At 51.1% G+C, this 26,068-nt stretch carries 28 protein-coding genes and 1 pseudogene; 12 read left to right on the top strand and 17 right to left on the bottom strand.

All coding sequences use genetic code 11. From position 1 onward, the window contains the following. The first annotated feature begins 11 nt into the window (after positions 1 to 11). From BN4609_RS04640 to BN4609_RS04600, 9 genes and pseudogenes are all read left to right on the top strand, one after another. Entirely contained in the window at positions 12 to 665 is a 654-nt protein-coding gene (locus BN4609_RS04640) for a hypothetical protein (RefSeq protein WP_068855642.1), read from the top strand. A gap of 34 nt (positions 666 to 699) precedes the next feature. After that, positions 700 to 1,335, top strand: coding sequence for an antitoxin (locus tag BN4609_RS04635; RefSeq protein WP_068855472.1), 636 nt, complete (start codon positions 700 to 702; stop codon positions 1,333 to 1,335). Between the two features lie 30 nt (positions 1,336 to 1,365). Then, positions 1,366 to 2,193 (top strand): M23 family metallopeptidase, encoded by an 828-nt coding sequence (locus BN4609_RS04630; protein WP_068855471.1) that lies wholly within the window; start codon positions 1,366 to 1,368, stop codon positions 2,191 to 2,193. A 23-nt stretch (positions 2,194 to 2,216) separates the two neighbouring features. Continuing rightward, entirely contained in the window at positions 2,217 to 2,501 is a 285-nt protein-coding gene (locus tag BN4609_RS04625) for a hypothetical protein (RefSeq protein WP_068855470.1), read from the top strand. Positions 2,502 to 2,505: 4 nt separating this feature from the next. Beyond that, on the top strand, positions 2,506 to 4,338 hold the full coding sequence (locus tag BN4609_RS04620; protein ID WP_068855469.1) for a hypothetical protein: 1,833 nt from the start codon (positions 2,506 to 2,508) through the stop codon (positions 4,336 to 4,338). Positions 4,339 to 4,355: 17 nt separating this feature from the next. After that, positions 4,356 to 6,992 carry a MutS N-terminal domain-containing protein gene (locus BN4609_RS04615; RefSeq protein ID WP_068855468.1) on the top strand — a complete coding sequence of 879 codons (2,637 nt, stop codon included), beginning with the start codon at positions 4,356 to 4,358 and terminating at the stop codon, positions 6,990 to 6,992. A gap of 32 nt (positions 6,993 to 7,024) precedes the next feature. After that, positions 7,025 to 8,494, top strand: coding sequence for a glucosaminidase domain-containing protein (locus tag BN4609_RS04610; protein ID WP_068855467.1), 1,470 nt, complete (start codon positions 7,025 to 7,027; stop codon positions 8,492 to 8,494). A gap of 41 nt (positions 8,495 to 8,535) precedes the next feature. Further along, positions 8,536 to 9,153: a hypothetical protein gene (locus BN4609_RS04605; protein ID WP_018667491.1), complete on the top strand. Its 618-nt coding sequence runs from the start codon at positions 8,536 to 8,538 to the stop codon at positions 9,151 to 9,153. 2 nt (positions 9,154 to 9,155) lie between these two features. After that, positions 9,156 to 10,226 (top strand): annotated as a pseudogene (locus BN4609_RS04600) (ArdC family protein); the annotation flags it as partial. A gap of 217 nt (positions 10,227 to 10,443) precedes the next feature. Here BN4609_RS04600 and BN4609_RS04595 read toward each other — a convergent pair. From BN4609_RS04595 to dnaN, 4 genes are all read right to left on the bottom strand, one after another. Continuing rightward, the gene (locus BN4609_RS04595) at positions 10,444 to 10,635 is read right to left on the bottom strand and encodes a hypothetical protein (RefSeq protein WP_241033212.1); all 192 of its coding nucleotides are present in this window, start codon (positions 10,633 to 10,635) and stop codon (positions 10,444 to 10,446) included. Continuing rightward, positions 10,635 to 11,696, bottom strand: coding sequence for a DUF1848 domain-containing protein (locus tag BN4609_RS04590; RefSeq protein ID WP_068855465.1), 1,062 nt, complete (start codon positions 11,694 to 11,696; stop codon positions 10,635 to 10,637). The genes BN4609_RS04595 and BN4609_RS04590 overlap by 1 nt, the downstream gene beginning before the upstream one ends. Before the next feature lie 167 nt (positions 11,697 to 11,863). Next, positions 11,864 to 12,370 carry a hypothetical protein gene (locus BN4609_RS04585; RefSeq protein ID WP_241033211.1) on the bottom strand — a complete coding sequence of 169 codons (507 nt, stop codon included), beginning with the start codon at positions 12,368 to 12,370 and terminating at the stop codon, positions 11,864 to 11,866. 151 nt (positions 12,371 to 12,521) lie between these two features. Then, positions 12,522 to 13,643, bottom strand: coding sequence for a DNA polymerase III subunit beta (gene dnaN / locus BN4609_RS04580; protein WP_068855463.1), 1,122 nt, complete (start codon positions 13,641 to 13,643; stop codon positions 12,522 to 12,524). A 409-nt stretch (positions 13,644 to 14,052) separates the two neighbouring features. Here dnaN and BN4609_RS04570 point away from each other — a divergent pair, with 409 nt between their 5' ends. After that, entirely contained in the window at positions 14,053 to 15,114 is a 1,062-nt protein-coding gene (locus BN4609_RS04570; RefSeq protein ID WP_237472336.1) for a phosphoribosyltransferase family protein, read from the top strand. Positions 15,115 to 15,216: 102 nt separating this feature from the next. On the opposite strand, the gene BN4609_RS04565 is transcribed toward BN4609_RS04570, so the two are convergent. From BN4609_RS04565 to BN4609_RS04535, 7 genes are all read right to left on the bottom strand, one after another. Next, positions 15,217 to 16,683 carry an OmpA family protein gene (locus BN4609_RS04565; RefSeq protein WP_068855461.1) on the bottom strand — a complete coding sequence of 489 codons (1,467 nt, stop codon included), beginning with the start codon at positions 16,681 to 16,683 and terminating at the stop codon, positions 15,217 to 15,219. Positions 16,684 to 16,857: 174 nt separating this feature from the next. After that, a complete protein-coding gene (gene mobV / locus BN4609_RS04560) occupies positions 16,858 to 18,318 on the bottom strand; it encodes a MobV family relaxase (protein WP_068855460.1) in 1,461 nt (486 codons plus the stop codon). A 224-nt stretch (positions 18,319 to 18,542) separates the two neighbouring features. Beyond that, positions 18,543 to 19,286, bottom strand: coding sequence for a hypothetical protein (locus BN4609_RS04555; RefSeq protein WP_237472337.1), 744 nt, complete (start codon positions 19,284 to 19,286; stop codon positions 18,543 to 18,545). A 190-nt stretch (positions 19,287 to 19,476) separates the two neighbouring features. Continuing rightward, the gene (locus tag BN4609_RS04550) at positions 19,477 to 19,992 is read right to left on the bottom strand and encodes a hypothetical protein (protein WP_068855458.1); all 516 of its coding nucleotides are present in this window, start codon (positions 19,990 to 19,992) and stop codon (positions 19,477 to 19,479) included. An 18-nt stretch (positions 19,993 to 20,010) separates the two neighbouring features. Beyond that, positions 20,011 to 20,361, bottom strand: a complete 351-nt coding sequence (locus BN4609_RS04545) for a hypothetical protein (protein WP_068855457.1) — start codon at positions 20,359 to 20,361, stop codon at positions 20,011 to 20,013. After that, positions 20,358 to 20,810 (bottom strand): hypothetical protein, encoded by a 453-nt coding sequence (locus tag BN4609_RS04540; protein ID WP_068855456.1) that lies wholly within the window; start codon positions 20,808 to 20,810, stop codon positions 20,358 to 20,360. The genes BN4609_RS04545 and BN4609_RS04540 overlap by 4 nt, the downstream gene beginning before the upstream one ends. A 35-nt stretch (positions 20,811 to 20,845) precedes the next feature. Then, on the bottom strand, positions 20,846 to 21,964 hold the full coding sequence (locus BN4609_RS04535) for a hypothetical protein (protein ID WP_237472338.1): 1,119 nt from the start codon (positions 21,962 to 21,964) through the stop codon (positions 20,846 to 20,848). A gap of 384 nt (positions 21,965 to 22,348) precedes the next feature. On the opposite strand from BN4609_RS04535, the gene BN4609_RS04525 reads away from it, so the two are divergent. After that, a complete protein-coding gene (locus tag BN4609_RS04525) occupies positions 22,349 to 22,951 on the top strand; it encodes a recombinase family protein (protein ID WP_068855453.1) in 603 nt (200 codons plus the stop codon). A 14-nt stretch (positions 22,952 to 22,965) separates the two neighbouring features. After that, positions 22,966 to 23,718, top strand: a complete 753-nt coding sequence (locus BN4609_RS04520; RefSeq protein WP_068855452.1) for an LEM-3-like GIY-YIG domain-containing protein — start codon at positions 22,966 to 22,968, stop codon at positions 23,716 to 23,718. 81 nt (positions 23,719 to 23,799) lie between these two features. Here the strand turns inward: BN4609_RS04520 and BN4609_RS04515 are convergent, their stop codons facing one another. From BN4609_RS04515 to BN4609_RS04490, 6 genes are all read right to left on the bottom strand, one after another. After that, positions 23,800 to 24,144 carry a hypothetical protein gene (locus BN4609_RS04515; RefSeq protein WP_128081936.1) on the bottom strand — a complete coding sequence of 115 codons (345 nt, stop codon included), beginning with the start codon at positions 24,142 to 24,144 and terminating at the stop codon, positions 23,800 to 23,802. 11 nt (positions 24,145 to 24,155) lie between these two features. Then, positions 24,156 to 24,509: a hypothetical protein gene (locus BN4609_RS04510; protein ID WP_018667472.1), complete on the bottom strand. Its 354-nt coding sequence runs from the start codon at positions 24,507 to 24,509 to the stop codon at positions 24,156 to 24,158. Between the two features lie 17 nt (positions 24,510 to 24,526). Then, entirely contained in the window at positions 24,527 to 24,853 is a 327-nt protein-coding gene (locus tag BN4609_RS04505) for a hypothetical protein (protein WP_068855451.1), read from the bottom strand. Beyond that, positions 24,850 to 25,092 (bottom strand): hypothetical protein, encoded by a 243-nt coding sequence (locus BN4609_RS04500; protein WP_018667470.1) that lies wholly within the window; start codon positions 25,090 to 25,092, stop codon positions 24,850 to 24,852. The genes BN4609_RS04505 and BN4609_RS04500 overlap by 4 nt, the downstream gene beginning before the upstream one ends. A gap of 11 nt (positions 25,093 to 25,103) precedes the next feature. Beyond that, on the bottom strand, positions 25,104 to 25,391 hold the full coding sequence (locus BN4609_RS04495; protein WP_068855450.1) for a hypothetical protein: 288 nt from the start codon (positions 25,389 to 25,391) through the stop codon (positions 25,104 to 25,106). Positions 25,392 to 25,797: 406 nt separating this feature from the next. After that, positions 25,798 to 26,067, bottom strand: coding sequence for a hypothetical protein (locus BN4609_RS04490; RefSeq protein WP_068855449.1), 270 nt, complete (start codon positions 26,065 to 26,067; stop codon positions 25,798 to 25,800). Position 26,068 lies beyond the last annotated feature (1 nt).

Genomic DNA, 26,068 nt, shown 5'->3' with positions numbered 1-26,068 from the left:
ATATCGTGATAATGGGCTTGCTGCTTGTCTGCTCGTTGCAATTAAAGGCGCAAATCGACCCGACCCTGGCCGGGATGGTGTACCTCTATACCGAAAAGGCGGAAAACCAGTTGAAGGCACAGGAACGGGCGATGCTGATGCAGACCACCGGGCATATCTGGACACGGGAGGAAGTGGAAGGCACGACGGACATCCGACGGAAGTTCAACGACTACCTCGATTCTTTCCGCGACATCATCAGCTATGCGGCACAGATATACGGCTTCTACCACGAGGTAGGCAAACTGGCCGAGAACATGGGAAGCCTGAACGACCAGCTGCGCAGCCATGCAGGGAATGCCATTGCCGTGGCACTCACCCCGAACCGCAACCGCATCTATCAAGAACTGATATTGGGCAGCGTGGAAATCGTGAACGACATCCGGCAAGTATGCCTGAGCGACACCAAGATGACTGAGAAACAACGGATAGAATTGGTGTTCGGCATCCGGCCGAAGCTGAAAGCGATGAACAAAAAACTTCGCCACCTGACTTTGGCGGTGAAATACACCTCGCTGGCCGATGTGTGGGCGACCATCGATGAAGGGGCAAGGCCGCAAAAAGCGGACAAGGCAGAAATCGCCCGTGCCGCCATGCGCAGATGGAGAAGAAACGGAGATTTATAAACGGATGGAAACAACTACAAAATAATTATAGGATATGGCAGGATGGGCAAGAATACTGGGTTTTGGCAAGAAACTGGTCAACAACCCCGTCACCCGCTCGATGGGCGGGGCGGTGGTGCATCCCCAACGCACCCTTGCCGGATTCGGGCACGCCACCAAGACTGCAGTCGTCGGAGGCGGCATGGGTTACCTTGCGTGGGAGAACATCGTGAACGACAAGCCGGTGGTGCGCACCGTGGCCGACGTGCTGGTCGGTGAAGAGAACGTGGATAAAGGAGTGGAAATGGCCGGGCAAGCCGCCGACCGTGTGGAACAGGCCGTAGACCAGGCGGGTGAAGCCCTGCAAGGCGTAAAGGACGGCGTTTCCACCATGAACCAGACATGGGGAGGTATCGGAACGTTCTTAGGCAACATAACTGGTGGGAACGGTTTGGATATGTTCGGCAATTTCTTCTCCAATTTGGGAAAAGGAAACGTGTCGGGCTTGGGAATGCTCGGTTTGGTGGCTTCCGCCTTGTTGGTGTTCGGCCGTTTCGGCTGGTTAGGCAAGATAGGCGGCCTGCTGCTGGGCATGATGCTTATCGGTAACAACTCACGGATTGAGCAGACGCATCCCATAGGGCAAACGCCGCAGGAGGGCCAGGAACGCCAAGGAGGAATGCGAAGATAAAACGGAAAGAAAATTGACAATAACGAGAATATGGACTATACACAAGAAATGAACCTTGTTTCCGCAAGCGGCTACTGTATGCCGTTTGAGGAACGGGACGGCGAAGTGAAGATGCTCTTGGGCTATGGGGAACAGGCCCATCCTAAGAGCGGCGAGACGTTTTTCCACCACGGCGTGGATTTCGGTACGCATCGGTACATACTGGCCGCAGTGGCCGACGGCGTGGTGACGGGAATCGGGAGCACCCCCAGGCAGGGGCTGTTCCAAGTGACCCGGTACGGCAAGTATGAAGTGACTTACGCCCACCTGGCAAGGGCAATGGCTCCGTTCGGGGCAAAGGTAAAGGCAGGGAGCGTGTTGGCCATCAGCGGCGACCTGCTCCACATGGAGGTGCGGTATGACGGAGAAGAAATCAACCCCATCGACTTTCTCACCATGATTTATGGCAATTTGAAGATGATGCAGCAACAAGGACATACCGGTATGCCCGACTTCGACACCCTCGAAATGGAGATACCCACTGACTATGACGATGACCGGGAGGAAATCGAGCAACTGATGCTCCGCTTCTATCCCGACTACCTTACGGACATCGCGGGCGGACAATACAAGGTATCCGGCCACACCGTCCAGTCGCTACGCAATATTTTCTCGCTTTCGGCTATCCGCAACTATTTCTATGAGGTGATACCCTCGTTGGCCAACCCGCTCGGCATCGGCAGCCGCTCCATACCTATCGCCGCCAAGGTACAAAACCTGCTGATAGGCGACTTCCTGGACTACTTGGCGTTCCGTCACGGGGTGTTCCTCTCCACGTTGGACGAAAGCGGTAAAAAAAAAGACTTGACGAAGCGGTAGCCGCCATCGGCGTCACCGACCCGTTGGAAGGACTGGAGATAGACGTGCGCAGTTTCGACATACCCAGGCTTGTCACCGTCTATCCCGACCGGGCAGGTTTGCGTTGGTGGACGAAAGCCTGGTTCAACAACAAGGAGGACGGGGAAGCCTCGGTGGAGATCAACCGGCAAACGGCGGTGGGCTTTATCCACGATGAGATAGCCAAGGACACCCTGCTGGAGAAATACTATCCCAAGCAGATGGAAGCCTGCCGCCATGCGATAGAACAGACCAAGGAACAACTGATGAAGCAACTTAACATCATGTAACATCATGAGCAAGGAAATACAACATAGCGAACGGTTTGCCGAAGTGGAATACTGCCTGCAAAGCTACTTTGACACCCATTTCGTCCCTGTCATGCGTAGCGTGAAGGACTTCCTCGGCAAGAAACAGGCGGAAGAAATTGGCGAATACGCACTCAGCCCGGCGGGGTTGCTTGGCAGCTTTGCCGCCGGTGCCACGGGTATGCCTGACAACACCCTGCAGTATCTGCGCCTGACGGGTGAATGGAACAGCAAGACCGCCGAGGACTATGTGGAGATGTGCCGCGAACGCATCGCCGGGAACAAGGATTTCACATCCGACCTGGCACTGTTGGCACATGAATGGCGGGAGGCCGTGGTCGCCGAGATTGGCAGGGAGCAGTACGACAAGCTGTCTGCCCGGTTAGGTGGCGACCTTGCATACGCCTACTTGGACTACCGGGTGGAGCAGATGATGGTTGACCGTATGGTCAAAGAGCAGATGCCCAAGTCATCGGTGGAATATGTGCTGCGCAAGGGCATGGAGGGAAGCTTGTTCGGGTTTGCCGATTCGTTGATGCGCTCCCCCTTACAACAGGAGATAGACGCAAGGGGCGAGGCCGCCTATAACCCTTCCACCGGGGAAAAGTGGGCCGGACGCGGCGTGTCATTGGCTGCCGATGCCGTGGCTACCGGCGGCATCGCATCTTGGGCGGCACTGGCAGGAACGGTGGGCTTGGAAGCCGCTTCCTACGGTGTGGAGTGGTACATCGAGGGCAAGGAGAATGCCGGAAAGAAACCGCCCACCGTAGAAGATTGCATCAGCCGTGCCGTGTTCGGTGCGGAGGATAACGTGTTCACTGGCTTCCGCAAGCAAGGAAACAAAATCCTATCCTACGAGAACGACTATGTGCTGTCGGTCAACAGCCAATTGGCCAAGCCGATGGGCATCCTTACCGAAAGACCGGTATGGGCGGATTGGATGGAGCAGAATACCCTACCGGATTTTCCCAGCCTCCAGTCAATGTTTCCCGAGATATTTGAAGACAAACGCAACGATGAACGCTACAAGAATATGCCCTTGGTTGTGGCACCCGGACATGAGGAAGAATACTTGGCTGAGCAACAAGCCTTGCAAGAAGAACCAAAGGGTATAAACAGCTTGAACCCCCTTTCTACGGACGGGCAAGCACCGACATCAGACAGTCAAGGACCGACATCGGACGAGCCACAAATGCCACAATCGCCCCGACAAACTAGACAACCAGATCAACAGCCCTCTAATGAAAACGGTTGGGATGGACTGCTCAGGACATTCGGATTAGACGGTATCGGCGGTGTGGGCAGGAACCTGGGCTATGTTGTTTCCATGCTTCCCGATGTGCTGATAGACTTGTTCACCGGTCATACCAAATCATTCGGGGTAAAGGACAGCCTGCTGCCCATTGCCTCCATCTTGCTAGGCATGTTCGTCCGCAACCCCTTGTTGAAAATGGTGCTGATAGGCATGGGCGGCTTGAACCTGCTTAACAAGGCCGGACAGGAGGCTCTTGACCGGCAAGAAGAAACATCGGCCAAACAGCTGTATAAACCCTATCCCGATGAACCGTTGAATGCAAGGCTCGCCCATCCCGTACTGCAAGGAGACAACCTCTTTATGGACATCGACGGTGTGCCGTGCAGCATCCTGTTGCCATACCATGCCGCCGAAGCCTGCCGGGAAGGAGCATTGCCGATAAATACCCTCGCCAATGCCGTGCTGGCCAAGCATGAGGAAACAAGGCAAATGACCCAAGAAAACTACCGCGCATCGGAACAGACCTTGGAAGAAGGCAGGGAAAGGACATTTGGTATCAAGTAAAACTAAACTGAAGATATATGAGCAAGGACAAAAGCCCACAAGAAAAAGCTGCCGTGGAACGGGAGAAGGAACTGCTGTCTGGCGCATTGAATGGCGCGGCAATCAGCGGCGGCTATTGGTTGAACGCTTCGGGCAGGACGGCTCCAAGGTTTTACCCGAAAGGTCCGGAAGTCAGCCCGTTCAACGCCCTCATACTCGGTATGCACGCCGACCGTGGCGGTTACAAGACCGCCCGCTATTTCTCGTTCAACGAAGCTAAGAAACACGGCGAGGCGGTGCTGCAAGGCGAGAAAGGAGTGCCGTTCCATTGGTACAAATGGGAGAAGTACGTCAACCGCAACGACCCGAGCGACACGATGTCGAGGGAAGACTACCTCCAGTTGGACAAGGAAGAGCGGAAACAATACAAAGGGGTGCGCAACCGGGAGATACGCATCCTGTTCAACGTGGACCAGACCACGCTGTCCGATTCCATTCCCGAAACCTACCGTGCCCTATTGGAGAGTCACGGCGGCATCAACGACCGGGGCAATCTCAAAGCGGAAGAACGGCAGTTGCGGAATGCCGTCAACCATTTCGTGGCGCAAATCAAGGAAAACCTCGTGCCCATACGCAAGGACGGTACCGGCACCCCCCGTTACGACATCGCCAAGGATGCCGTCTATATGCCAGACCAAAAACATTTTTCCTCTTACCCCGACTATGTGCAGGAATTGGTGCGCCAAGTGGCAAGCGCCACCGGCCACCGGCAACGCCTTGCCCGTGAAGGCATGGTGATGCAGGGTGGGAAAGCACCATCGGAAGATGCCGTGAAATATGAACGGCTGGTGGCCGAACTCGCTGCCGGAGTGAAGATGATGGACTTCGGCCTGCCGGCCAAAATGTCAGCGGAGAACCTGCCTTTGGTGGAATACTGGACACAGGAACTGCAAGAGAACCCCACCCTGTTGGAAGCCATCGAAACGGACGTGAACAATGCCGTGGAGGTGATGCGCAAGGCAGAGCGTGGCGAGAAAATAGAATACGCGACCTTGCTTGACCACAAGCGCACCACCGAATTGCGCGAGAAACAGAAGCCGCAAGTGGATTCAAGGGAGAGCGCCATTCTGATCGACATCATCCGCAAGGGAGGCATGGGTGTGGACAGCCGAAATTTCGCCTCTCCCGCCGAGAAACAGACGTTCCTGGAAAAGTTCAATCTGGGCTTCTATGACAAGAAAGTGGAGGAAGCGTTGTTAAAGGTGCATGATGAAGACCCTGAAGTGATGGAAATCGCCTTTACTGAAGCCGTCCATTACGGCACACAGATGGCGGAGTCCTGCAAGGAATATATGCCCGCCGAATGGAATACAAAGGGCAGCTATACGGTGTCGGACAGCTTGAAGGGGATACCCGACCGCTCTACCAAGGAGATGGTCATCGTGCGCGACAAGCAGACGGGCATCGTGGATGTCGTGCTGCCGGCCGGAGCGTTGGAGGGCGGTCATGTGGCCTTTCCCGATGGCGACAAACGCCCATACTGCTTGACACCGGACGAGGTGATGAACGCCCAAGAGCGGTCTGAACGCGGGGCAAAGGCGGTGACGAACAATCTGCCCGGCTTCTCCAAAACACGCATCGAGAGTGCCTTGCGGGCGCAAGGGGCTACATTCGTCCGCTTCTTCAACAAGGATGGCTTGCTGGGCTTCCGTCCCGATGACAGTTATTTTGAGGGCAAGGAGGTGACCACGGCCAAATTGGAGGGCAAGGAACTGCGGACACTCTCGTACATCGACGTGTCGGAAGCGGTAGAAAACGCAACCTCCGTACAGTTCGACCGCATACAGATGTTGCGTGACGATGACGGACGCTGGGCGTTGTACCTCAAACCGCAGGGAGAAACGTCATTCAGCGTCTATCCCGACAAAGAGGATGTCAACCGTTTCTTTACCACCATCAAACAAGGTCAACAAGAAGCATCTGCCGAAGTCCGCCACGACTTGGCTAACAAATACTACGCCCTGGCACAGAATAGGCCGGAACTGAAAGTGGACTTGTTTGCTGGTCCCGCCGAGAATGCCGACCTGTCCAAAATCAAGCGGGTGAATATCTTCCGCACCAAGGACGAGCGCATTCTCTGCGCCCCGGTCATCGACGGCATAGAGAAAGTGCAGCCGAGGCTGGTGACACCCCAGCAGTGGCAACGAATGTGGGCGGCGGAGGATATGGCCGAATATAGGACCTGCCTGGCAGCCAAGCTCTTTGCTGATGTGTTGCAACAGGCAAACGCGCAGGCCCAATCACAAGAACCCCATCAAGGGGAACAAACCCGCATAGCATTTGATGCTAACGCCAAGGGACAACCATTTACCCCGGCCATGCAGGAACAGTACGACCAACTTAAAGGCAAGCACCCCGATGCCGTGCTGCTGTTCCGGACCGGCGACAACTATGTGGCCTACAAGGAAGACGCACAGACCGCCTCACGGATATTAGGACTTGATGTAGTACATGGAGATAAAGCAGACATCGTTTCCTTCCCCTTCGGGGATTTGGACACCCATCTTCCCAAACTTATCCGATCTGGACAACGGGTAGCCATCTGTGACCAGTTGGAGAACCCCGAGCAGACAATAAGCAAGGAGAATGAGGTACGTATGGGTCGTGGACGATAATAACAAAGTATTGACAATCATAAGATTTGGATATGGGCAAAAGCAAGAACGAAACATACGCGGAGCGATACGCAGCATATGCGATGGAGCAGATGCGTCGGTATGGGATTCCGGCCTCCGTGACACTGGCACAGGGCATTTTGGAAAGCAGCAACGGCGAAAGCACCTTGGCAAAGAAAGAGAACAACCATTTCGGCATCAAGGCCACGCAAGGCTGGTTGGACGGTGGCGGCAAGTATGGCTTGTACACAGATGACAAACCCAATGAGAAGTTTTGCAGCTATGACAGCGTGGCCGATTCCTACGAACACCATTCACGCTTCCTTTCGGAGAACCAGCGGTACGCCGGTTGTTTCGACCTGCAAGCTGATGACTACCAAGGCTGGGCGAAAGGACTGGAACAGGCGGGATATGCCACGGGAGGCAACTACGCTGCCTCGCTCATCGGTATCATCGAGCGGAACGGGCTTGACAGGTACGACCGCATGGTGATGGAAGAGATGCAGGCGCAAGGCCGGACACCTGGCGAGGACGGGGACAGCCACCTTGCCGGAGAGAGCAAGGATTATGTCTTTCCGTTGGAACGGGCAGAGTTTCTGTTGGTGACTGTGCCGTTTGGCGAACAGCGCAGCATCACTCTTCCAACGGACAATGAAGCCATATTGGCCACGGAAGACAATGGCAAGGTCGTGGCAGTGGATGCCGGCAAATCATTGACCGTGGAGTATGCACGGGCAGATGGAACCACTTATCAGGTCAGCTACCAAGGCCTGACGAACACCCATGCCAAAGTGGGCGATACGGTAAACGCCGGGCAGCAACTGGGCTTGTCACGTGACAACCTCCAATTCGGTGTGGCGCAACTCTCCACCGACGGTACAAGGCGTGACATCGACCCTGCGGCATACTTGGCTGAGATTGCCCAAAAGGGGAAGATTAACCTGCAACTGCTGCACGATGGCAAGGATTTATTGGCAAAATACAAAGCCACAGACGGCACGGCTATCGACGCAGGCCTGTCACCGGATGAGTGGATGAAGAAATTACTTTCATCGGAGGACAGCAACGAGCACCTCGGTTACGGTGCTGACCCCATTGTGGAAATGGCCATTACTATGTTCACTTCGCTTATGGCTCTCGCCATGCAGATTGACAACAAGGAGGAACAGATGAGGTTGGCTACCGAAGCGGCCTTGAGCAAACGCATCGACCTCTCGGCATTGCTGCCCGCCTGCAAGGAGTGCGTGTTGGAGGTGCAGGACAACGGCAGCCCCATCTTGCATATCGACAGTGGCGACGGCAGTTTCTCGCACGAACTGACCGCATCGGAGATGAACCGCCTTTCCCTTGTCCTTTCCGATACGGGTACCACGGCAGAACAGAAACGCAGCCAAGTGGCGGCAATTGTGGGCGGCATCGCCCTTTCCGGGCAAGTGGTTCGGAACTATGAGCAGGGAATGGAACAACATAACGGACAAGGCGAGAACCTGCAAATGAGATAATAGACAAAATATCGAATACATCACCAATAAAGGATAACCATATGATTAAATGCAATGTGACAATCAACGGCACGGTCAGCCGGGCGGCGACGGTGCGGACCAATAGCGAGGGACAAACATTCATCTGCTTTGGTGTCAAGACCACCATTCCCGCCAAGTCGGGAGCGGGCAAGCAAGTGGAAATCTCCGTGTCAATGGATGGAGGTGAATCGGACACCAACCCATATGCTGTGGGTACAAAGGTAGAAATGCGAGGCACGCTCACTTTTCGCAAGCGCAGCGACAACCTATACTTGAATTTCCATGCCGATGCAGTGGATTTTACCCCTGCATCCGACAAGGACAACATAGAGGGCGACATTGAATTTCGCGGCACCATCGGCAAGCAGGTGGAGGAAAAGACTGATAAAAAAGGCGGCAAGTATCTGGTGTTCTCGGCTTTCAGTACCGAGAAAGATGGCGATGCCTTCGCTTTCACTTGGGTGCGTTTCATCCGTTTCTCAGCTGAGCGGGAGGCATTCCTTGTACCCAAGACAGGTATAACAGCCAAAGGTAAGCTGGAACTGTCAGCCTACCTTGACAAGCTCAACATTGCTTGCCGGGTGGAAGAGTTGGCAGAATGGGTAAAAAAGGAGCATAACAACCAAACACAAGCGTAGGCATGGCAAAGAGGAATGATTACCATAGGGATGGCCCGTCGGCGGAAGACCGGGCGTTGGAACGATTCACGGAACTGATGATAGAAAAGATTTCCACCTTGAAAAAGGACTGGTCGAAGCCTTGGTTTACAGAAGGCATGATGAAATGGCCAAAGAATCTTTCGGGCAGGGAGTACAACGGGATGAATGCCCTCATGTTGGCATTGGAATGTGAGAAAAGGGGATACGAGCTTCCTGTATTTTGCACCTTCGATGCCGCGCTTTCACTCAATTACAGCAAGAAGAAGGACGGCTCGCGTCAGCCTTTGGTGGATGAGAACGGGGAAAAGCTGCCGTTGGTATCCGTGCAGAAAGGTGAGAAATCGTTTCCAGTGTTCATCACCACCTTTACCGTAGTGGACAAGGAAACGAAAGAGAAAATCAAATATGACGAGTACAAGCGGCTGTCGGACGAAGAAAAGCAGCGGTACAATGTCTATCCGAAGATGAACGTATATAACGTATTCAATGTAGACCAGACCAATCTCCGCGAGGCTCGTCCCGAACTATACGAGAAGATTCGGTCTGCCAATGCACTGAAACCACCCGTAAAATTGGAAGGTGAGTCATTCTCGTTCGCCCCATTGGACGAAATGGTGGATAAAGGGCTATGGGTGTGCCCCATTCGCCCCATGCACCAAGACCGTGCGTATTACAGTATCAGCAAAGACGAAATTGTTATCCCTGAAAAGACGCAGTTTGTAGCTGGGGAGTCCTATTACGGTACCATGCTGCATGAAATGACTCACAGCTCCGGGCATGAAAGCCGGTTGAACCGTTTGAAACCTGCCGCATTTGGGTCGGAGGAGTATGCAAGGGAAGAATTGGTGGCCGAACTGGGCAGTGCGCTGTTGGCCTCGCGGTATGGCATGGCAAAACAGATAAAAGAGGAATCAGCGGCTTACTTAAAATCGTGGCTGGGCAGCTTGCAGGAATCACCGGAGTTCTTGAAAACGACCTTGTTCGATGTAAAAAGAGCCACCTCGATGATTTCGCAGCAGATTGATGCCGTGCAAGAACGCATCGAAGCCAAGCCGGACATCATGGATGTGGACGGCGACGGGAACACGCAGGAGGTGGCGCATGAGGACAGGGAACTGGTGGGGGCTATAGCGGAAGACTATGTGCCATATCGCCGAGGTAGGTAAAATAGGAATCGTTCTTGCAAACGGATGCTGTATCATGTATCAAAATGTCAGCCGTGGGGTATTTCCAAACGGCTGACCCATTTCCAATTTTTGTAATTTCATTTCAGCAACAGGACAATTCCGTGGGGAAAACTTCTGCCTCCGAACAATCGGAAGCTATTAAAATGATGCTGTCCTCTTCAATTTCTTCAGGAGCAGATATTATCTCATACTCCCCATCCGATAAACCGCCATCCGGGTCATGCCAATAGACTGTGGCACCCTTCTTGATAAAATCATATTTGTCCATAGCCATTATTTACCTGTAATTGTTTCTGAAAAATTGTTATTTTGATGCCGCTCCCAGTTAGCCAATGCCGAAGGTTTAGAGGAATTGGCATAGCAGTATTCACAAAGATGGGGGCAGGTGTCATACTCCCCGATGTCCTTGGAAGCCATGCAGCCACACGACAGGCGTTGGCCTGGGTCTTTCTTATGCCGGCTTATGAAATACCGATTTCCCGGCAATGGTATGGCACCGGGCGGCAACAAGCCGTCATCAAACAGGCCGTGCGAGGTTATTTCTTTGACTTCGACACCCATGTGCTTCATCAACATCTTGTCCTGCCAAGCCAAGCGGGCGATGAGGTCGGCATCGATGCAACGGTTATGAGCTATGCCATACCGGGCAAGCTCCACCTTTTCACCGCAAGTCGCCAAGGCATAATTCCAACCATTCGTCTTGTTCAACTCGGAAAGGCGTTCTGCAAATTCAACCATCTGCCCTTCAGTCCATTCCCGATAACATATCCCGCTCTTGTCTAAATTGGATTTTACCTTTCTATAGTTAGCGATGTCGGCATAGCTGAACACCATTTTTTCGGTATATCCCTTGAGTTGGTCACCTATGCGTTCCACCTTATCAAGCAAGCCGTCCAAGGAGAGGTTTCCCGTGAGTAGCATGGGGTCGAAACGCCATATCACGGCTTCCTTGCCTAAACGTGTGGCCAGTTTCTTGAACGTGTCTATGCGCTCCACCAATGGAGGAACACCTGTTTCCAAGCGTTCGAGTTCATAATCGTTTAATGTGTATTGTATATAACACCCTATGCCCTTTCCTCGCAGAATATCCAAATAAGGCAACAAGGGGTGCGGGTTCTTCGACCAAAATACGATAAACCTTGTATCCTTGTAAGATACGTAACTCCGAACTTTGCTGAAAGGGTTTGTCCATACCGAGTAACCTACTTGGAGGCGATGGAAAAACCAGTCGGCATAAAACGCCGGAATGTCGGTGCTGCGGCTTGCGGAAACAATGACCGGGCAACTTGCCACGGCATTGCCGCCATCTTCCAATATAATGTTTCGTTTGTCCATATCGGTGATTTTCTATGCAAAATAAACAAATAGAAACCATATTTCTTTTTTATCACGTAATTATTACGCACGCTAATATGTGGCAACAGATGTATTGACGGCTTGTGCGGTATGGGACACTTGCAAGGCATCCCATGAACCGCACAGTCCGTTTGATTTTAGCCTGTTTAGACCACTCGGTAATGATGCAGGTAACAATATCCCTCGTTGTCGCCAGTATGCCATTGCTCATTGAGGGCTTCCACGTCTGCTTCCGACCGTATATCGCACTTGCTTATTTCAGCTATCCATTGCAGGGCTTCTTCCATATGGTTAAAATACTCCACCATAAATTCTCCATCGGGAACATTCACGTCCGCGATGTAACGCTCTTTGAAATAACGTCCATCGTTATCATTAGTCAGGTATTCCGCCATCATCGGTTCTTCGGAACGGTAGTAATAGGTCAGTGACGGAAATACCTTGCAGATGAAGTCATATGTTTCGATGCAAGGACCCCATGCGGTTTCGGTTTCCATGCGCAAGTTATTCCTGTGGCATTTCAGAGAAAACCATGTGCCACGGCAATAGGTTTCTTTCCATTGGCCACCCAAGGCTTCGACAAGGCAACCCAGCCAGTTGGAGCCAAAGTCGTTTTCTACCAATGGAGTTTTGCGTCTTTCCAACCTTTTCATCGTTTGGTAAAGGGTCTTGATTTCTTGTTTGTCACCCTCGAATACAAGGGATGTGTTACACCAATTAGGCATGATTGTTAATGTTTGTTAGTTAGATAATATGTTTGAATGGGGTACAGGGCATTGGGAAAACCCTGTACTTTATGTTGTGTCACTCGGGCAACATCATCGGCATCAGCAAAGCCAAGTGTTCCGACTGACCATCGCCCGAAACGGGTTCGATGATGGCGGCTCGGCAGGCTTCGCTCATGCGGAAGCGTACTTCGGCTGCGTCCATATTCTCCAAAACCATTTTGAGGTTCTCGGCGTGAAAAGCGATACGGATTTCATTCCCTTGGTAGGTGCAGAATACGGTTTCCTCGGCCGAAGTGGCATTGTCAAAATCATGCCCCGTGAGGAGCAATGCCATGCCCGAAAAAGACAATACAAGCTGGCGGCTTGTCCTTTCCGCGAATATGCCCACACGACGGATGGCAGATAACAAAGCTTGGCGGTCGATGGTTGCTTCCTTGTCGCTGTTGGTAGGAACAATGGCATTATAGTTGGGATATACCCCCTCTATCAGCCGTGTGCTAAAGCTGTCCGTGTCGGTTTTGAACACAATGTTCCGCTTGTTGTATGACACTTCCACGTTGCCCTCCTTCTTCTGTAACAACAACTTGACAATCTTTGCTGCCTTTGCCGACAAGATGAAACGGCAATCTTCCGCATTTCCTGCCAAGAGATAGGTGTTGCGCACCAACTTGTGTCCATCGGAGGCGGCACACTCCACCTTTTCACCTGCAAAAGTGTAGCTTATCCCTGTCATTACAGGTCGCTGGGCATCGTATGAAACGGCATAAAGCGATTGGTCAATGGAATTGCATAATGTGGCAGCGTCCATGTCGAAGCGAATGTCACTCTCATCTTGCATCATGGGATATTCATCGCTGCCAAACCCTGCCATGTCGTAATGTCCGTTCAAATAGTGGATGGTCACGCTTTTGTCATTATCATTGATGGTGAAGGTAATCGGCTGTTCGGGCAGATTTTTCACTGCCTCCAACAAGGTGGACGCCGTGATGCACACTTTGCCTGTTCCCTCCTGTCCTGTAATATCCAGCGAGCCGTGCCATACACATTCCAGGTCAGAGGCGGTCACTTCCAGCGGTGTGTCTTCTTTCACCTCCAGCATGAACGTGGAAAGAATGGGCAGTGCCGGTTTGTTGTTCATTACTTTGGCCATTGCAGCCAGTTTGTTCGCCATTGCGGTTGATGATACTGTAAATTTCATAATGATGATGTTCTTATTTCCCTGCTATCGAGCTGCTTGCCCTTGCCGCAGGAAGTTATTTTTCAGTGCAGGATGAGCCGTTCGCCTATGACGCAAACTTTTTGGCAGGAATACGCTTTGCCGCAACAAGGGAAAGGAAGATTCCTGACACCGGGACAACCGTTGTAGTTCGGTCTTCGTCCCAAAAGTTTTCGGCATCAACAGCGGACGACTGAAATTCGCACAAGAAAATACGCCCGGCGGCAAGGGCATGAGCGCGAGCGGTAAAGAGTTTGTACAGCTGGATAACTGTCAGCATATAAAAGGGTGGCAAAGTGGAACTGTTGCTTTGACATTCTCTTGAAAAACACTTCATGCTTCTGTCGGTTTTGCTAATTTTGCAGCCTTTTATGTAAGCAAATGAAAACAGATGGAACAATTTATCATCATAGTATTGCTAATCCTGATACTGGCACTTACACGGTATTGGAGAAAAAAACTGGGCGATGCCTATTGTGCCGTCGCCCAATATGCGCCTACTTTGGAACTGCGCAGGGAATTCAGCCGCAAGGCGGTGTTGGCCGGCAACCAGGAAGCGAGAAAGATTTTCCCCATCACCGTTGCAAGGTTTGCTGCCGACCATCAGCCGTTAAAAGTGTTCAGGAAGGGAAAAATCCCCTGCGTATTTACGGACTATTACTTCCCGTCAAGGTACAACCCATACTTGAGTGAAGCACAAAAACAGTTCTGCCAATCCATTTTGGATTTCAAGGACGGCAAGCATGATGGCATCCGTTTCCTTGTGGCCGGAATAGAGAGATTGAAACCCCAACCAGGTACCATTGTCATGTTCATGCCGTGCAGTACACAGCGCAAATATTGGAGGCGGTTCAAAACGATGGCGGACTATGTACATGACGAATATCCGGAACTTGTGTGCGGCATATCGTATGTCCGTTACACGGGCGACAGGGAGAGTTTGCACCTGCAAAAGGACAGAGGAAATGCTACATTGGAGAAAAATTATTTCTTCAAAGAGGACTTGGCGGGCAAGGAGGTATTAGTGGTGGATGACATCCTTACAACAGGGAATAGCCTGCAAGATTTCAGAAAGGAAGTGGAAGCGGACGGTGGCAAGATGGTAGGTGCCATTTTTGCCGCCGAGACATTCAAAATGCCCAATGCTTTCTGGTGTTATTTGGAAGCGTTAGGCTGGTCGGAAGATGATGCGGGGAAATATGAATCCAAGCCCGAAGATACCGTTGTGGATTATCCATACCAACGTCGTAAATGGGGTGTCTATGATGAAGAACCGGAAGACATTGATTGGACGCCCGACAGGACGATTATTCATGGAAACAGCATGATAAACTTGTGGTATGGCAAAAGGAAAGGGAAATATGTAGTGGTAAAAAAGGAAGTCTTGCCATTGGATCCGGAAAGCGATGAACCTTGCAGCGATGACTTGTCGGAATTTGACTTGCGGATATAAGACAGGCCGACTTTCACAAGTCAGCCAGCCCCTAAGAATCCTTGGTTCAAACCAATGAAATAAGTTGTTTCAAACCATTCTTATATTATGAACAACAAGCACCTAATCTGTCGTGTCCGATGATGGTAACAGCAACCTTACACAAGCATTGCGGTTGGCTTCCGTGGGCTTGTACTTGTCGATGCCACCGGCTGAAACCGTTTCTATCCTATTGGCATCCACGCTCCGCAACTGCAACTGTCCGGCTATATATGCGGCACGCCTTTGCGACAAGCCATTGTTGATGGTGTCGTTGCCGGTTGCACTGTCTGCCGCACCGGTGATTTGGACGCGCAGCCCGTGCTTCTTGGCAATCCGGGCGATACCGTCCAGGTTGACCAACTGCGAAGGGTCGGTAAGCCTGTCGGTGTCCAGCACGAAGAAAAAATAGATGGGCGGGCCGATATATCTGCCGTCCACAAGAAAGGATGAAGCAATGGAATCATTGCCTTGGAATGAACCGCTACTACTATAAGTGGAATCCACACCGTATGCCATATAAACGGTGTCCTTGCTGTGGATAAAAGTGGTCTCCCCTTTATGCTTGTCCTTGTTCGCTTGGGCATCGCGCAGCCTTGCACGAAGCGAGTTCAACCCGCTGTAATTATTCTTAGGATAGCCGATTGACAATCCTTTGCCTTCAACTTCATCTTTCATCGAAGAAAACCTGCCCGCATACTTGTCAAGCAGCCCTTCCAATTTCAAAATCTTCTCCAATTCGGCAATGATGCGGGTGATATTACTGTTCTTCTGCCAGAGCCGGTCATTCTCATTGCGCAAGCTGCGGGCATAGCCGGTCAACCGCTCGTTACGCTCGATGTAAGGGGCGGCATCAACCACACGTTTCCAACCTTTCTTGCCGATAGTATAGGAGAATCCGGCGGTTAGGGATAGCAGACGGTCGCCCCACTTGTTACCTGCGCCTATGCCGTCAAAGTCCTTGAAGGTGGTGGCACAGCCAAGTTCAGCCGTGAGGTGCAGGCGGTCGGTCAAGCGGTATCGTCCTTGTACTCCGTAAGAAACTGCAAAGGGATGGCGGCCTAATTCGTCATTGTGCAGGATGCCCAAGCCAACGTAGGGAGCCAAGTCCCAGCGGAAATCCTCTTTGGTACGTGAGATGCCCGGCATCACGTTCCACATCAAGTCGGCATGGAGATGCTGGAAGTCTCTTGATTCAAGCAGTGCGTCCTTGAACTGCAAGCCTTGGAAAACGATTCGTGTGCCGATGGCCGGCGTGAACCATTTGCCCACGGAAACGGACAAGGCAGGTTTCATGCGGTCAAAGATGTCACCACAACCAAGCGGCGAACCGACGAATGCCGACACGCCGCCGGACACGTCCACGAACCAGTTGCCACGCCAAGGGGAAACTTCCACGGCATTCTCCAAATAGGCCGGCTCCAACGGTTGCAACAATTCCTCCCACTGCGGAAGGATCTCCCATCGGATGGTGTCCGTCATGGGAACATTGTATGCCCTTGCCATGAGTGGCAAGGACAATACAGATAGCAATAAAAATCTCCTTATCATATTTATCTGTGTATTTGTTTTCTGTTTGCAAAAGAAATGATTCGCCGCGTCTGCAAAAAGGCCGAAAGCCTCTTTCAACTCGTGCTTAACAAGAATTTCGGTAGCGGCAATTTATCATACTGTCAATCATACTGTAAGGCATAGGAAATAGGCTGTTGAAAATCACTTGCCTTGTCATTTCCGGCGGACACTTTTGCCACCTTTGGGCTTCATCATCCGGCTTGCTTGCATCAGACAGCGTCTTGCCCACGCCCGGTCATCCTCGTCCTCATTGCGCCCCCAAGGCAGGTCGCTGCCGCCACCTCCGCCGCCGTGGCTTTCTGCAAATGTTGTGGCCAAGTCCACATAGTTTGCAAAGAGGTAGATGGCGCATTTGAAAATATCCTCGCCACGCTCGGCCACGTCTTTCAGCAGCGTACCATCGAACAGGCTTTGGCCTTCACCGTCCAATGCAGGAAGCAATGACTTGAATTCATGCAATATGTCGCCCAACAGTGCATCGGCAAGGCGATAGCGCACCTGATGTTCCAAGTCATAGGTGGCTGCTTTGAGGTCTTGACGGTATTCCGACGCACGTTCCCGTGTTTCTTCCTCTATCTGGCGAAGTTCGGAAAGTTGTTTGTTCGCTTCTTCCAATTTGCTGCGCTTGTCGGCAAGTTTGTCAAGCACTTTCTGTAAGTCGATGTCAAGTTTGCTTATTTTCTTGCGCAGTTCCTCCGAATCGCCACGGCCTGCTTTCAACTTTTCCGCAAGGGCTTCCATCTCGGCAATCATCTGCTTCTTTTTCTCTTCCAAATTGGCGGTCATCGTGCCCAACCCCTTCACCCGTTTCTCGGCAAAACGGATGTCGGCAAGAAGCCCGGAAAGCAATGTCTTGTTGTTCTCGATTTGTTCCTCCAAGGTCGTGCATTCCTCGCTCAACGCACGGCGGTATTCTTCCGTGGTCCGGTGTTTCGCTCCTGTCACGGCTATGCTGTTGCCACGCTTCATTCCCCACTTCTCGTTCACCTTGGCAAACTCGTCGTGGAGTGCGAAGAAACGCTTCTTGGAATCATAAATATTCCCACCGAAAACTTTGTTGAATGAGATTTTATTCCGCTCATCCACCGGTATTACGGTGCAATGCACATGAGGGTTCAGTTCATCGAGGTGTACATAGAAGCCGATGACGTTTTCCTCGCCCCAGTGTTCACACGCAAACCTGTACACATCCAATGCCCAACGCTCTATGTCTTTGTTGCGCCGGATATGCGAATTGTCAGCCCCGTGCGTGAGGTCCACCCTTTGGTTGCCAAAGGCTATTTCGTGCATCCTCTCCCTGGAGCCGCCAAAGATGATGTTCGCCACGGTGCGGTACTTCGGTTCGCATAATTTCGCATTCGGGTCGGTGATGCCACGCTCACGCAGATTATCGGCCATACGTCCGGTGATAGTCCTTGACTTATCAACCGGCTGGATGATGCCGCCTTTCACAACCTCGAAATTGAGGTGATCACGGCTTCGGTCATAATTGCCATGCTTCGTTGCCCAGTCCCAACCCTTTTCCGTCCAATTGCGCTGGTGCTCGTCGCTTTGGCCCACACTCATACCCTTTCCGGGTCTGATGTCCAATACCTGTTTGATGTCATTTGCCATAATTCAGTCTGTTTTTTCAGCTTGCTGCCGCCCTGGGCGGTTCCTGCATTTTGCCCGGTTGGGGCAAAGTGCGTATTAGGCTACGCAGGCAGAGCCAGTCTTCGTGGGCAAGCCCTGTCGTCAGGGTCGGAGGTCAAGACCTCCGTCTTTACCCATCCGGCTTGCCGGGATGCTTTGTACGTAGTCCTGTGAAGCACAGCGCAGGGGAAACAAACCATCCTAACTTAGTTTTCCAATTCGCCCGTGGGTTTGGTTTCATCATGCGGTTTAAGCCCGTTGTGGGGCTTTTCTTGCGTTATAAAGGGGAGATAATGCCGTAGAATGGTGTCGGCAGTTTCATTGCCGCTACAAGTGGCTTGTGCTTCCCGCAGGTTTCTTGTCTCGATGAGCCGCAATCCGGCGAGCGTCAACCGCTGTAGGAAACGCGCAAGGTCTTTGCCACATTCGTCCACGTACAGTCGTTCGAGGGCTTTATTCACCCGTTCATCAGCTGGAATGATGCTTGTGCGTTGGAGGATGGTATGGGCTATCAGCTTGTGCAGGCGTTCACCGGTGGATGCTTGTCGTCCGGAGCGTTTGTTTGTCGGTTCTGAAACAAATAGTTTATCCGTTTCGGTGATGAAGTGTGCAAGCATCTCCACCGATTCATCGATGGTGAGGTAGCCACTGAGCCAGTGGTTCAGGAGTAGTTCCTCTTCCGACAACAAAGGAGCTTGGGAGTTCTCCCCGTTCGGCACTACACAAGTGACAGTAAGGATGAAATAGCCGCTGCGGCCAATGACTTTGACAGCATTTGTTTCCTCCAATGTGGATAGGAATTTCCTCACCGTGGTGCGGTGCCAGTTCCAATGTTTGGCAAGTCCGCTGACCGTCAATGCCACTTGTCCTTCAGGCAAGGGCTTGGCGATGGCAGGGAACTCTTTCTTGTTCCCGTTGGCTATCTCCACAAGGTTACGGAACGCAGCCATTTTTGTGCATTTTTCGCCCGATTCGGGATTGAGGTATGCGAGTAAATCACTGTCGATTTGGATGCGGTATTTGGTCGTTTGATTTTCTTTCATGCGCGATATGTTTTAATCGTTATCTTGTTCAATCAAATCAGAATGGATGGCAGGGAAAGGCTCTCATGTAAGCAATCTTTCCATTGGCCAAGGTTTTCTACTGCCATCTGTAATAGTCCTCCACAATGCTGTGGGGCGATTCCAAGTATTTTTCGCTTCCGCTCAACAACCCGTCTTTCAGCTTATCGGATGGAGCCGCCCGTACAGTCTGCGGAGGATAGAATACTGCACCGAATACGACTGTGGCCACCGTAATACTGAGGGGCAGCGTATGCGGAACGAAAATCAGTATCATCGCCGCCATTGCCACCCAGAAAAAACAGCGTTTCCGTTGCAGGAAGTCAAACGCCCGTTCTGTATTCTTGTGAGAATACAAGGCTACGCAAACAAGGGATGAGCAGGCCAGTTCATAGACATTTCCAAAGGCATTCAGATGGTAGAAGTGGAACACCATGATCGAGGCAAGCATGGCCAGCGTGTAGCACCTGCGGAAGCTGCGGCTCCAAACCATGCGCAAATAGAACTGTAGCATGGCGGGGCATTTGCTTTTATAGAGAAACGGCACGGCTGCATACGCCAGAATGAAAAGCATATAAAGGATTGGGATAATCATTGTCTGGTGATTTGAGGGTTACAGTTCAAGTTCCAAGTTGATGAGTTTGTGCGAGGCGAGGTGGATGATGTCCTCCGCGTCCTGCATGGAAAGCGTGCCTAACCTGCAACGTTCCTTGAAGCCCGGCCGCCGTTTGAGCGAGTTCACCGCACGGTCAAGACGGTATTCGGGAATATCCCACACATGTCCTTTGGAATAGGCACCATGAGCTGTCCGTGCCACCAAGGAAAGCACCCTGCAACGGATGGGATGCAAGCCGCCTCCGGAGTGCAGCATGAAGTTGCCGGTACGGTCGGTATCCAGCACATCCACCCACGTGCGGCACTCATGGATGGTGGCGGCTAGTTGCCTGTACAATACTTCCTTCATAGGCAGATGAAGTCTTTGAGCAGTTCCTCTTCCTTGACGGCGTACAGTAGTTTGCCGCCATTCGTTACCCTAGCAAGCTCCTCGCGGAGTTCGCTGCCCATCACCTCCAATGAATCGTAGAGGGTCACATAGAGCGTGTCGCACTCCATGCGGTCGTCAGCTTGCACATTCAACTTGTGCATGTGGCCGAATCGCGGATTGGAATAAGCGCAGCATCGCTGGCCGAACGGGGTGTCGTTGCTCGGTACATGGTGGTATAGGAGTACCAGTTCCATCTGGTCCTCCAACTCGTCGATAAGTTCCTCGATGGGATAAACTTTGGGCAGGTGGAAGGTGAGCAAGGCGTAATCCTCGTACACCTCCGCTCCTTGGAAAAGGTTTTGTGAAACCAACGCCGGCATCTCCAAGGATGCAAGCGTGATGAACCGGTCGATTTGTTCTTTTTGCATATTGTCGTTTGATGATTTGATTAATATCGGTGTTGTTATTCGTAGCCCAAAATGAATGTTTTCATCAGGATTGTGGGCAATTCTTCCGTTTCCAAAGGAAAGTCAATGCCTTTCAGTTTGGCCAAAGTCTGGGGCATACGTTCTGCCAGTTTCTCCATTGTGCGCAACTGTTCTTCGTCCATGAGCGCATAGGCGAAGCTGTCGAATGAAATCCACGGTTGCAGGATCATCCATAGGTAAGCGGCGGCTTGCCCGTTGTCCGTGATACGCAAGCGTGACAAGCCATCCACACAGGCTTCGGCGTTCTGCAAAAGTCGCCTGTTATTGCGCATTGTCAACAGAATGACCACCTCGGATTTCCCGAACACAGGCTGCTCCTTGCCGGCAAGACCGATGATGCCGCGTATAACCTTTCCGGTGTTTCGGGTAATGCCGTCCAATGGCGTGTTCCCGGAACTAAGCGATGGTAAATGAAGCAGGAACGAGCGGAACGCCACATCCTCTTGCCGGAGGAAGTCAATGGCATCTTCCTTGGTTCGCAGACCTTTGGCAAGGGTACCTTCCAATAACTTGTTATACATGCGGATTACCTCTTTGCCGCTGCCTTTATAAACAGGGATTGCGCTTGCCTTGCGGTAGAATAGATGGACGGAACCGGCCAGCCTTTGTGACATGGAGTCCACTTCCACATCGTTCAAACCACGTATTACAGCGAGGTAGTCGGCAAAGCTCCTTTTTTGGTTGTTTATCAAGTGTGCCATTTGCAAGGCGATAGAGTCACCGAGGGCAATATGGTTGCCGTTAGCATGGGCGTGTCTGTTGTTTGCCGTGTCACTTGACAGGGCGAATGACACGGCGGCATCCAGCTTTCTCCATTTTTTGGTCAACGAAATGATTTCGTCCGTGCCGGCACTTCTTCTACCTTTGAGCGATTGGAAGAAATCGTTGTAAGCCGCCACCGCTTCCTCTGTCGTGGTGAGGTCATCTTTATGGGAAGGATGGCATCCCAAGAGCAGTGCTGCCATCAAGAGCAGGCGAACGATGTTTGTAGTATGATTTTTTAGAGTTGATAATGATTGGCAATTGCCACCTGAAATACGCAGCGGTTTGACCTGCCATCTGACCAACTGTCCTTTTGATTCTGTCTGTTCCATTGGAGTAAATTTGTTATTGACGGCGCAAAATTATAGCAATGGATTTACAATGCGCCTATGGGTATTGCGTTGTTATTCATTCTTATGAAATCATACTCGAAATATGATTTTACAAATTGTTTGTCAGTCTGTTAGTGGATAACAAATGACACAAAAAAGATTTTTGTCGGTCAAAGGGCATAAAGGGGTATTGGGCCTTGAAACAGGCATGAAAGAGCTGTCGGCAAGGGTGGCGACTTGTGCAGGGCATCTGCTGTACAAGGCGACAACTGCGTGTACAAAAGTTTGTGGCCACAAAAACAAGTTTCCTATGGAATCCACCGTCATTTCCACAGAAAAATCATACTTTTGCAACCGGAACACTAATCAGATCAGAACTATTCAATGGCTATACTAGGCTACTTGCCGTATCTTCCCAAGTATGCGGAGGGAGCGGCTGACAGGAAATGGATGGAGGACTTCGGCTGTGACCGCATCGTGGAAGAAAAGCCCGAAGAAGGGATATGGCGAATGGGATGGAACACACTATTGGCGAGCATCGGCAAGGGAGACACGCTGGTCGTTTCCAAACTCGCGCACGCCGTCAAGGGTGCACAGCAGCTGTCATTCTTTCTGGAGTTTTGCAGGATAAAATCGGTACGGTTGATTGCCCTGCATGACGGCATTGATTCGGACAATGAACTGTTCCCTGAAACCCAGACATCGGACTTGCTTAGAGTGATTGCCCGGTTGCCCGAAGAGGCTAACGCAGTGCGCAAAATGACATCCCAACCGGGGCGGTGGACAAAAGGGACAAAGGTGCTTTCCCAAGCCGCTTACGGGCGTGTGGAACGGAATAAGCGTGTGGTGAATATGTATAAAAGCGGGTACACCATTGATGATATTTGGAAGACCAGCGGCTTCCGTAGCCGCAGTTCCATTTTCCGTGTGCTGAAGGATGCAGGAGTGGAACTGAAACGTTTCCGGGGCAAGGCAAAAGACAACTAAAAAGGCTGGCGACCATGCAACGAACAGGATTCAACCAGTCCGTCATAGACAAGCTCAATTATTATGTGTATTGCTTGGTTGACCCAAGGAATAACCGGATATTTTATATAGGGAAAGGGCATGGAAACCGTGTGTTCCAACACGCCTTATGCGCCATGACATCAACAGATGAAACGCTGAAACTCCAGACTATCAGGGAGATTATTCAGGATGGCAGAGAAGTGAAACACTATATAATAAGGCACAACCTCACGGATGAGCAGGCCTATATCGTGGAATCGACCCTTATCGACTTGCTGACATTCCATGATTTTAATTTGGAAAGCGTCTTGACCAATATCCAGGCCGGGCATCATCAATGGGATGAGGGCATCAAATCAACAGAGGAGATAAATGCCTTATATGATTGCGAGCCTTTGACAACATTTGGCAAAGACCGTTTGATGGCGGTCAAGCTCAACCGCACATACCAACCTAAAGGCGATGTGGAGGAAGTGTACAAAAAAAATATGTACGAAAAGGCACGGAAATACTGGAAAGTGAATGTGAGCAGGGCACAATCCGCAGATTATGTCTTGGCCGTATATGAGGGAATTGTCCGTGCCGTTTTCAAACCGCATAAATGGTATGCTGTCGAAGAACCCAAATTGTTTGCAGGGACACGTTACGCCTTTGAGGGTGAAGAAGTCCTTAATTCGCCATACTTGAACAAAGATGTGTCGGAGTATGTGCAAGGCCAATCCCCTGTCAGGTACATCAATTTCTGACTTGTTGCTAAATGGGAAAAAGGATAGACGGGTATGGTTTACTTGAAATCACATACCCAAACTATCCCATAGTTACATCAGTCAGGCTGTCTGCCTTTGCCGGGCCAATGTGTTTTGGAGGGCATCGTTCAGTTGCATCAGCCAAATGTGGCTACCGCATGGAAGTTGCTGTTCGTCCAAGATAAAGGGCAGGGAATGGTCTGCCACTTGTACTTTCAACCGTTCTCCGTCAAAGCTAAGCCCTGTTAGCGTTCCGCTGCGTGTGCGACCGTCTTCGTCAGTCCAACCCATGCGGACATCACCGCCCAATGGCACGGATTGGAGTTGCCCCTCTTGAATTGTTTGCTTGACGGCTTGCAGGGCGTTGTGCTTCATGCTGTCAAGGACAGCCCCGATGGATTGGGGCGTAGATGTTCTTGTAATCATAAGTTGTCCGTTTATGAAAAACATTCCTTCCAAAGAAACCGTTGATACTCGGCTTCGTCCTTGCCCCGCTCGATGGCTTCATCAATGACACGGCCAAGTTCGTCGAAATACACTTCCTCGCCGATGCACTCTGTGCCGGCATAGTTCTGCAAATAAACCTCGTAGTAGTCCAATGCGTTGTAAGCGATGATGACATTGCCACTGAACAACCGTCCTTGCACATGGAATTTAAGGGCTGCCATGCCCTTGTATTCCGTTGCTACAAAATTTTCGATGCCCCATGAACGAATGACATTCAACGGGGTCATGCCCACCAGTTGGTCTTTGATGGCATTCGCCATCTCTAATACAAAATCTTTATCCATATTCAATTCTATTATGATTAGTCAAAATTTTCTTCTTCCTCGATGATTACATGGACGCTCCTTTTGCCATAGATGCGCCAGAATGCTTGCACTATGATGTCAAACAGTCTGTCGCTTTCCGTGTACCCTATGTCCAGCTCCTTCGTCCAATAGTCGAAGCTGAAATCAGCCGTTTCGCCCGAATAACGGTCAACCGTGTTGTAAACCGTTACATCCACATAGTCGGTCGTGTCACTTTGTAGGCTTACCAAATGCCCATAATAACAGAACTCCATGTTGTTGGAGGGGCTGGTGGTAATTTTCTCCACCAGCCTGCGAATGTAATTGTATCTTTTCCTGTTCATAGCGGCACCATTTCATCAATTCCTACCGTAAACCCATAGCCGTCCTCCGTGCGGAACTCATACAGCCGTTCAAGGTCGTGCAGCACTTCGCCTTTGCCGAAATTCTCCATTGCTCCCTCTATCTCCACATTCATGGCGGCTTTCGCACGTTCAAGGGTGGCATACAAGGCATGGCAGTCTGACACGCAGTCATTTTGTTCAATCAAGGTGTAAACCAGATACACAGCGTTCTTTTCCATAGTCCAATGTTTTAGATGTGTGGGATATAATGTCCGTTCTCTTCCATGTAAGCCACGATGTCTTTTGCTTCCTCATGCGATGCACGGTTGCGGTCATCATACCGCCTTTTGTCATCGGCTATCACCACCAGGCACTCCTTCAATAGCTTATAGAGTTTTTGCTGCAAAGTCGGGTGCATCAGTGGGATGGAGGCGGCAAAGGTTGCATAGTCAAAGCCGTAGTCGTTCAACGCATTTTCCACCTGCATGGCAAGGCGGTACTCTTTCGTTTCTTTGAGGTTGTCAAATTTCTTGTTCATATCCGTAGATGTTTAAGTGAAACTTTTCCCTTTCATCGGCTCCTTTCCCCGAAGCCTGTTTGGGATTTACGGATGCTTGGTCCGGACATCGGTCCTGCTTCACCTGACGCTTTTTCTTGCCGAATACGCTCCGCAGGAGGAAGATTCCGCAAGAAATCCATTTCAAAGCGTGACAGGTCAAGCGCGATGCCCGACATTCGCAGCCGGGAAAGCCAAACAGTGAGGGGCAAGAGCGAAATGCCATGCAGACAGGTATAAAAGGAGCAGTGGTTGGCTATGAGAGGATAAGGAAATTAGGCAAGTATAACAGGGATAAAACCGGGTAAAGCAAGTGCTATAAGTGGAACCGGGCCGGGTCGTCCATGCAAGGAAGCCGTGAGCAGACCTCCCACATGGATTTTCTTTGTCAGAACCATTCGGGATTATCCCTCCTTAGCTCTTCTACCAGCTCTTTGTCGGGCAAGGCAAGGGCGTGTTCATCGGTGAAGAAAAAAATCTCATCGTAGATGTCCGATGCTTCCTCACTGGCAAAGCCCTCGTTCCAGTCCTCGGAACTGCCGGGCTGCAAAGCGTCAAGCAGGGCTGTGCAGCCTATAATCAGATACTCGCCTTGGTTGTCTTTCACTATGCGGCATGGGTATTCCACACCGCTAAATTCAATTTTCTTTGTAATCATA

Source organism: Leyella lascolaii, from assembly GCF_900079775.1.
In the GTDB taxonomy this organism is placed as follows: domain Bacteria; phylum Bacteroidota; class Bacteroidia; order Bacteroidales; family Bacteroidaceae; genus Prevotella; species Prevotella lascolaii.
The sequence above is the reverse complement of the archived record's forward strand: the minus strand, read 5'-3'. Positions and strand labels throughout refer to the sequence as shown.

Coding starts and splice junctions, on each gene's coding strand:
- BN4609_RS04510 (WP_018667472.1), bottom strand. CDS start 24,509: ATGGATAAAGATTTTGTATTAGAGATGGCGAATGCCATCAAAGACCAA.
- mobV (WP_068855460.1), bottom strand. CDS start 18,318: ATGGCAAATGACATCAAACAGGTATTGGACATCAGACCCGGAAAGGGT.
- BN4609_RS04550 (WP_068855458.1), bottom strand. CDS start 19,992: ATGATTATCCCAATCCTTTATATGCTTTTCATTCTGGCGTATGCAGCC.
- BN4609_RS04500 (WP_018667470.1), bottom strand. CDS start 25,092: ATGGAAAAGAACGCTGTGTATCTGGTTTACACCTTGATTGAACAAAAT.
- BN4609_RS04545 (WP_068855457.1), bottom strand. CDS start 20,361: ATGAAGGAAGTATTGTACAGGCAACTAGCCGCCACCATCCATGAGTGC.
- BN4609_RS04620 (WP_068855469.1), top strand. CDS start 2,506: ATGAGCAAGGAAATACAACATAGCGAACGGTTTGCCGAAGTGGAATAC.
- dnaN (WP_068855463.1), bottom strand. CDS start 13,643: ATGAAATTTACAGTATCATCAACCGCAATGGCGAACAAACTGGCTGCA.
- BN4609_RS04640 (WP_068855642.1), top strand. CDS start 12: ATGGGCTTGCTGCTTGTCTGCTCGTTGCAATTAAAGGCGCAAATCGAC.
- BN4609_RS04595 (WP_241033212.1), bottom strand. CDS start 10,635: ATGGCTATGGACAAATATGATTTTATCAAGAAGGGTGCCACAGTCTAT.
- BN4609_RS04585 (WP_241033211.1), bottom strand. CDS start 12,370: ATGAAAAGGTTGGAAAGACGCAAAACTCCATTGGTAGAAAACGACTTT.
- BN4609_RS04555 (WP_237472337.1), bottom strand. CDS start 19,286: ATGGCTGCGTTCCGTAACCTTGTGGAGATAGCCAACGGGAACAAGAAA.
- BN4609_RS04610 (WP_068855467.1), top strand. CDS start 7,025: ATGGGCAAAAGCAAGAACGAAACATACGCGGAGCGATACGCAGCATAT.
- BN4609_RS04505 (WP_068855451.1), bottom strand. CDS start 24,853: ATGAACAGGAAAAGATACAATTACATTCGCAGGCTGGTGGAGAAAATT.
- BN4609_RS04495 (WP_068855450.1), bottom strand. CDS start 25,391: ATGAACAAGAAATTTGACAACCTCAAAGAAACGAAAGAGTACCGCCTT.
- BN4609_RS04520 (WP_068855452.1), top strand. CDS start 22,966: ATGCAACGAACAGGATTCAACCAGTCCGTCATAGACAAGCTCAATTAT.
- BN4609_RS04565 (WP_068855461.1), bottom strand. CDS start 16,683: ATGATAAGGAGATTTTTATTGCTATCTGTATTGTCCTTGCCACTCATG.
- BN4609_RS04525 (WP_068855453.1), top strand. CDS start 22,349: ATGGCTATACTAGGCTACTTGCCGTATCTTCCCAAGTATGCGGAGGGA.
- BN4609_RS04590 (WP_068855465.1), bottom strand. CDS start 11,696: ATGGACAAACGAAACATTATATTGGAAGATGGCGGCAATGCCGTGGCA.
- BN4609_RS04515 (WP_128081936.1), bottom strand. CDS start 24,144: ATGATTACAAGAACATCTACGCCCCAATCCATCGGGGCTGTCCTTGAC.
- BN4609_RS04535 (WP_237472338.1), bottom strand. CDS start 21,964: ATGGAACAGACAGAATCAAAAGGACAGTTGGTCAGATGGCAGGTCAAA.
- BN4609_RS04490 (WP_068855449.1), bottom strand. CDS start 26,067: ATGATTACAAAGAAAATTGAATTTAGCGGTGTGGAATACCCATGCCGC.
- BN4609_RS04605 (WP_018667491.1), top strand. CDS start 8,536: ATGATTAAATGCAATGTGACAATCAACGGCACGGTCAGCCGGGCGGCG.
- BN4609_RS04630 (WP_068855471.1), top strand. CDS start 1,366: ATGGACTATACACAAGAAATGAACCTTGTTTCCGCAAGCGGCTACTGT.
- BN4609_RS04540 (WP_068855456.1), bottom strand. CDS start 20,810: ATGCAAAAAGAACAAATCGACCGGTTCATCACGCTTGCATCCTTGGAG.
- BN4609_RS04570 (WP_237472336.1), top strand. CDS start 14,053: ATGGAACAATTTATCATCATAGTATTGCTAATCCTGATACTGGCACTT.
- BN4609_RS04635 (WP_068855472.1), top strand. CDS start 700: ATGGCAGGATGGGCAAGAATACTGGGTTTTGGCAAGAAACTGGTCAAC.
- BN4609_RS04615 (WP_068855468.1), top strand. CDS start 4,356: ATGAGCAAGGACAAAAGCCCACAAGAAAAAGCTGCCGTGGAACGGGAG.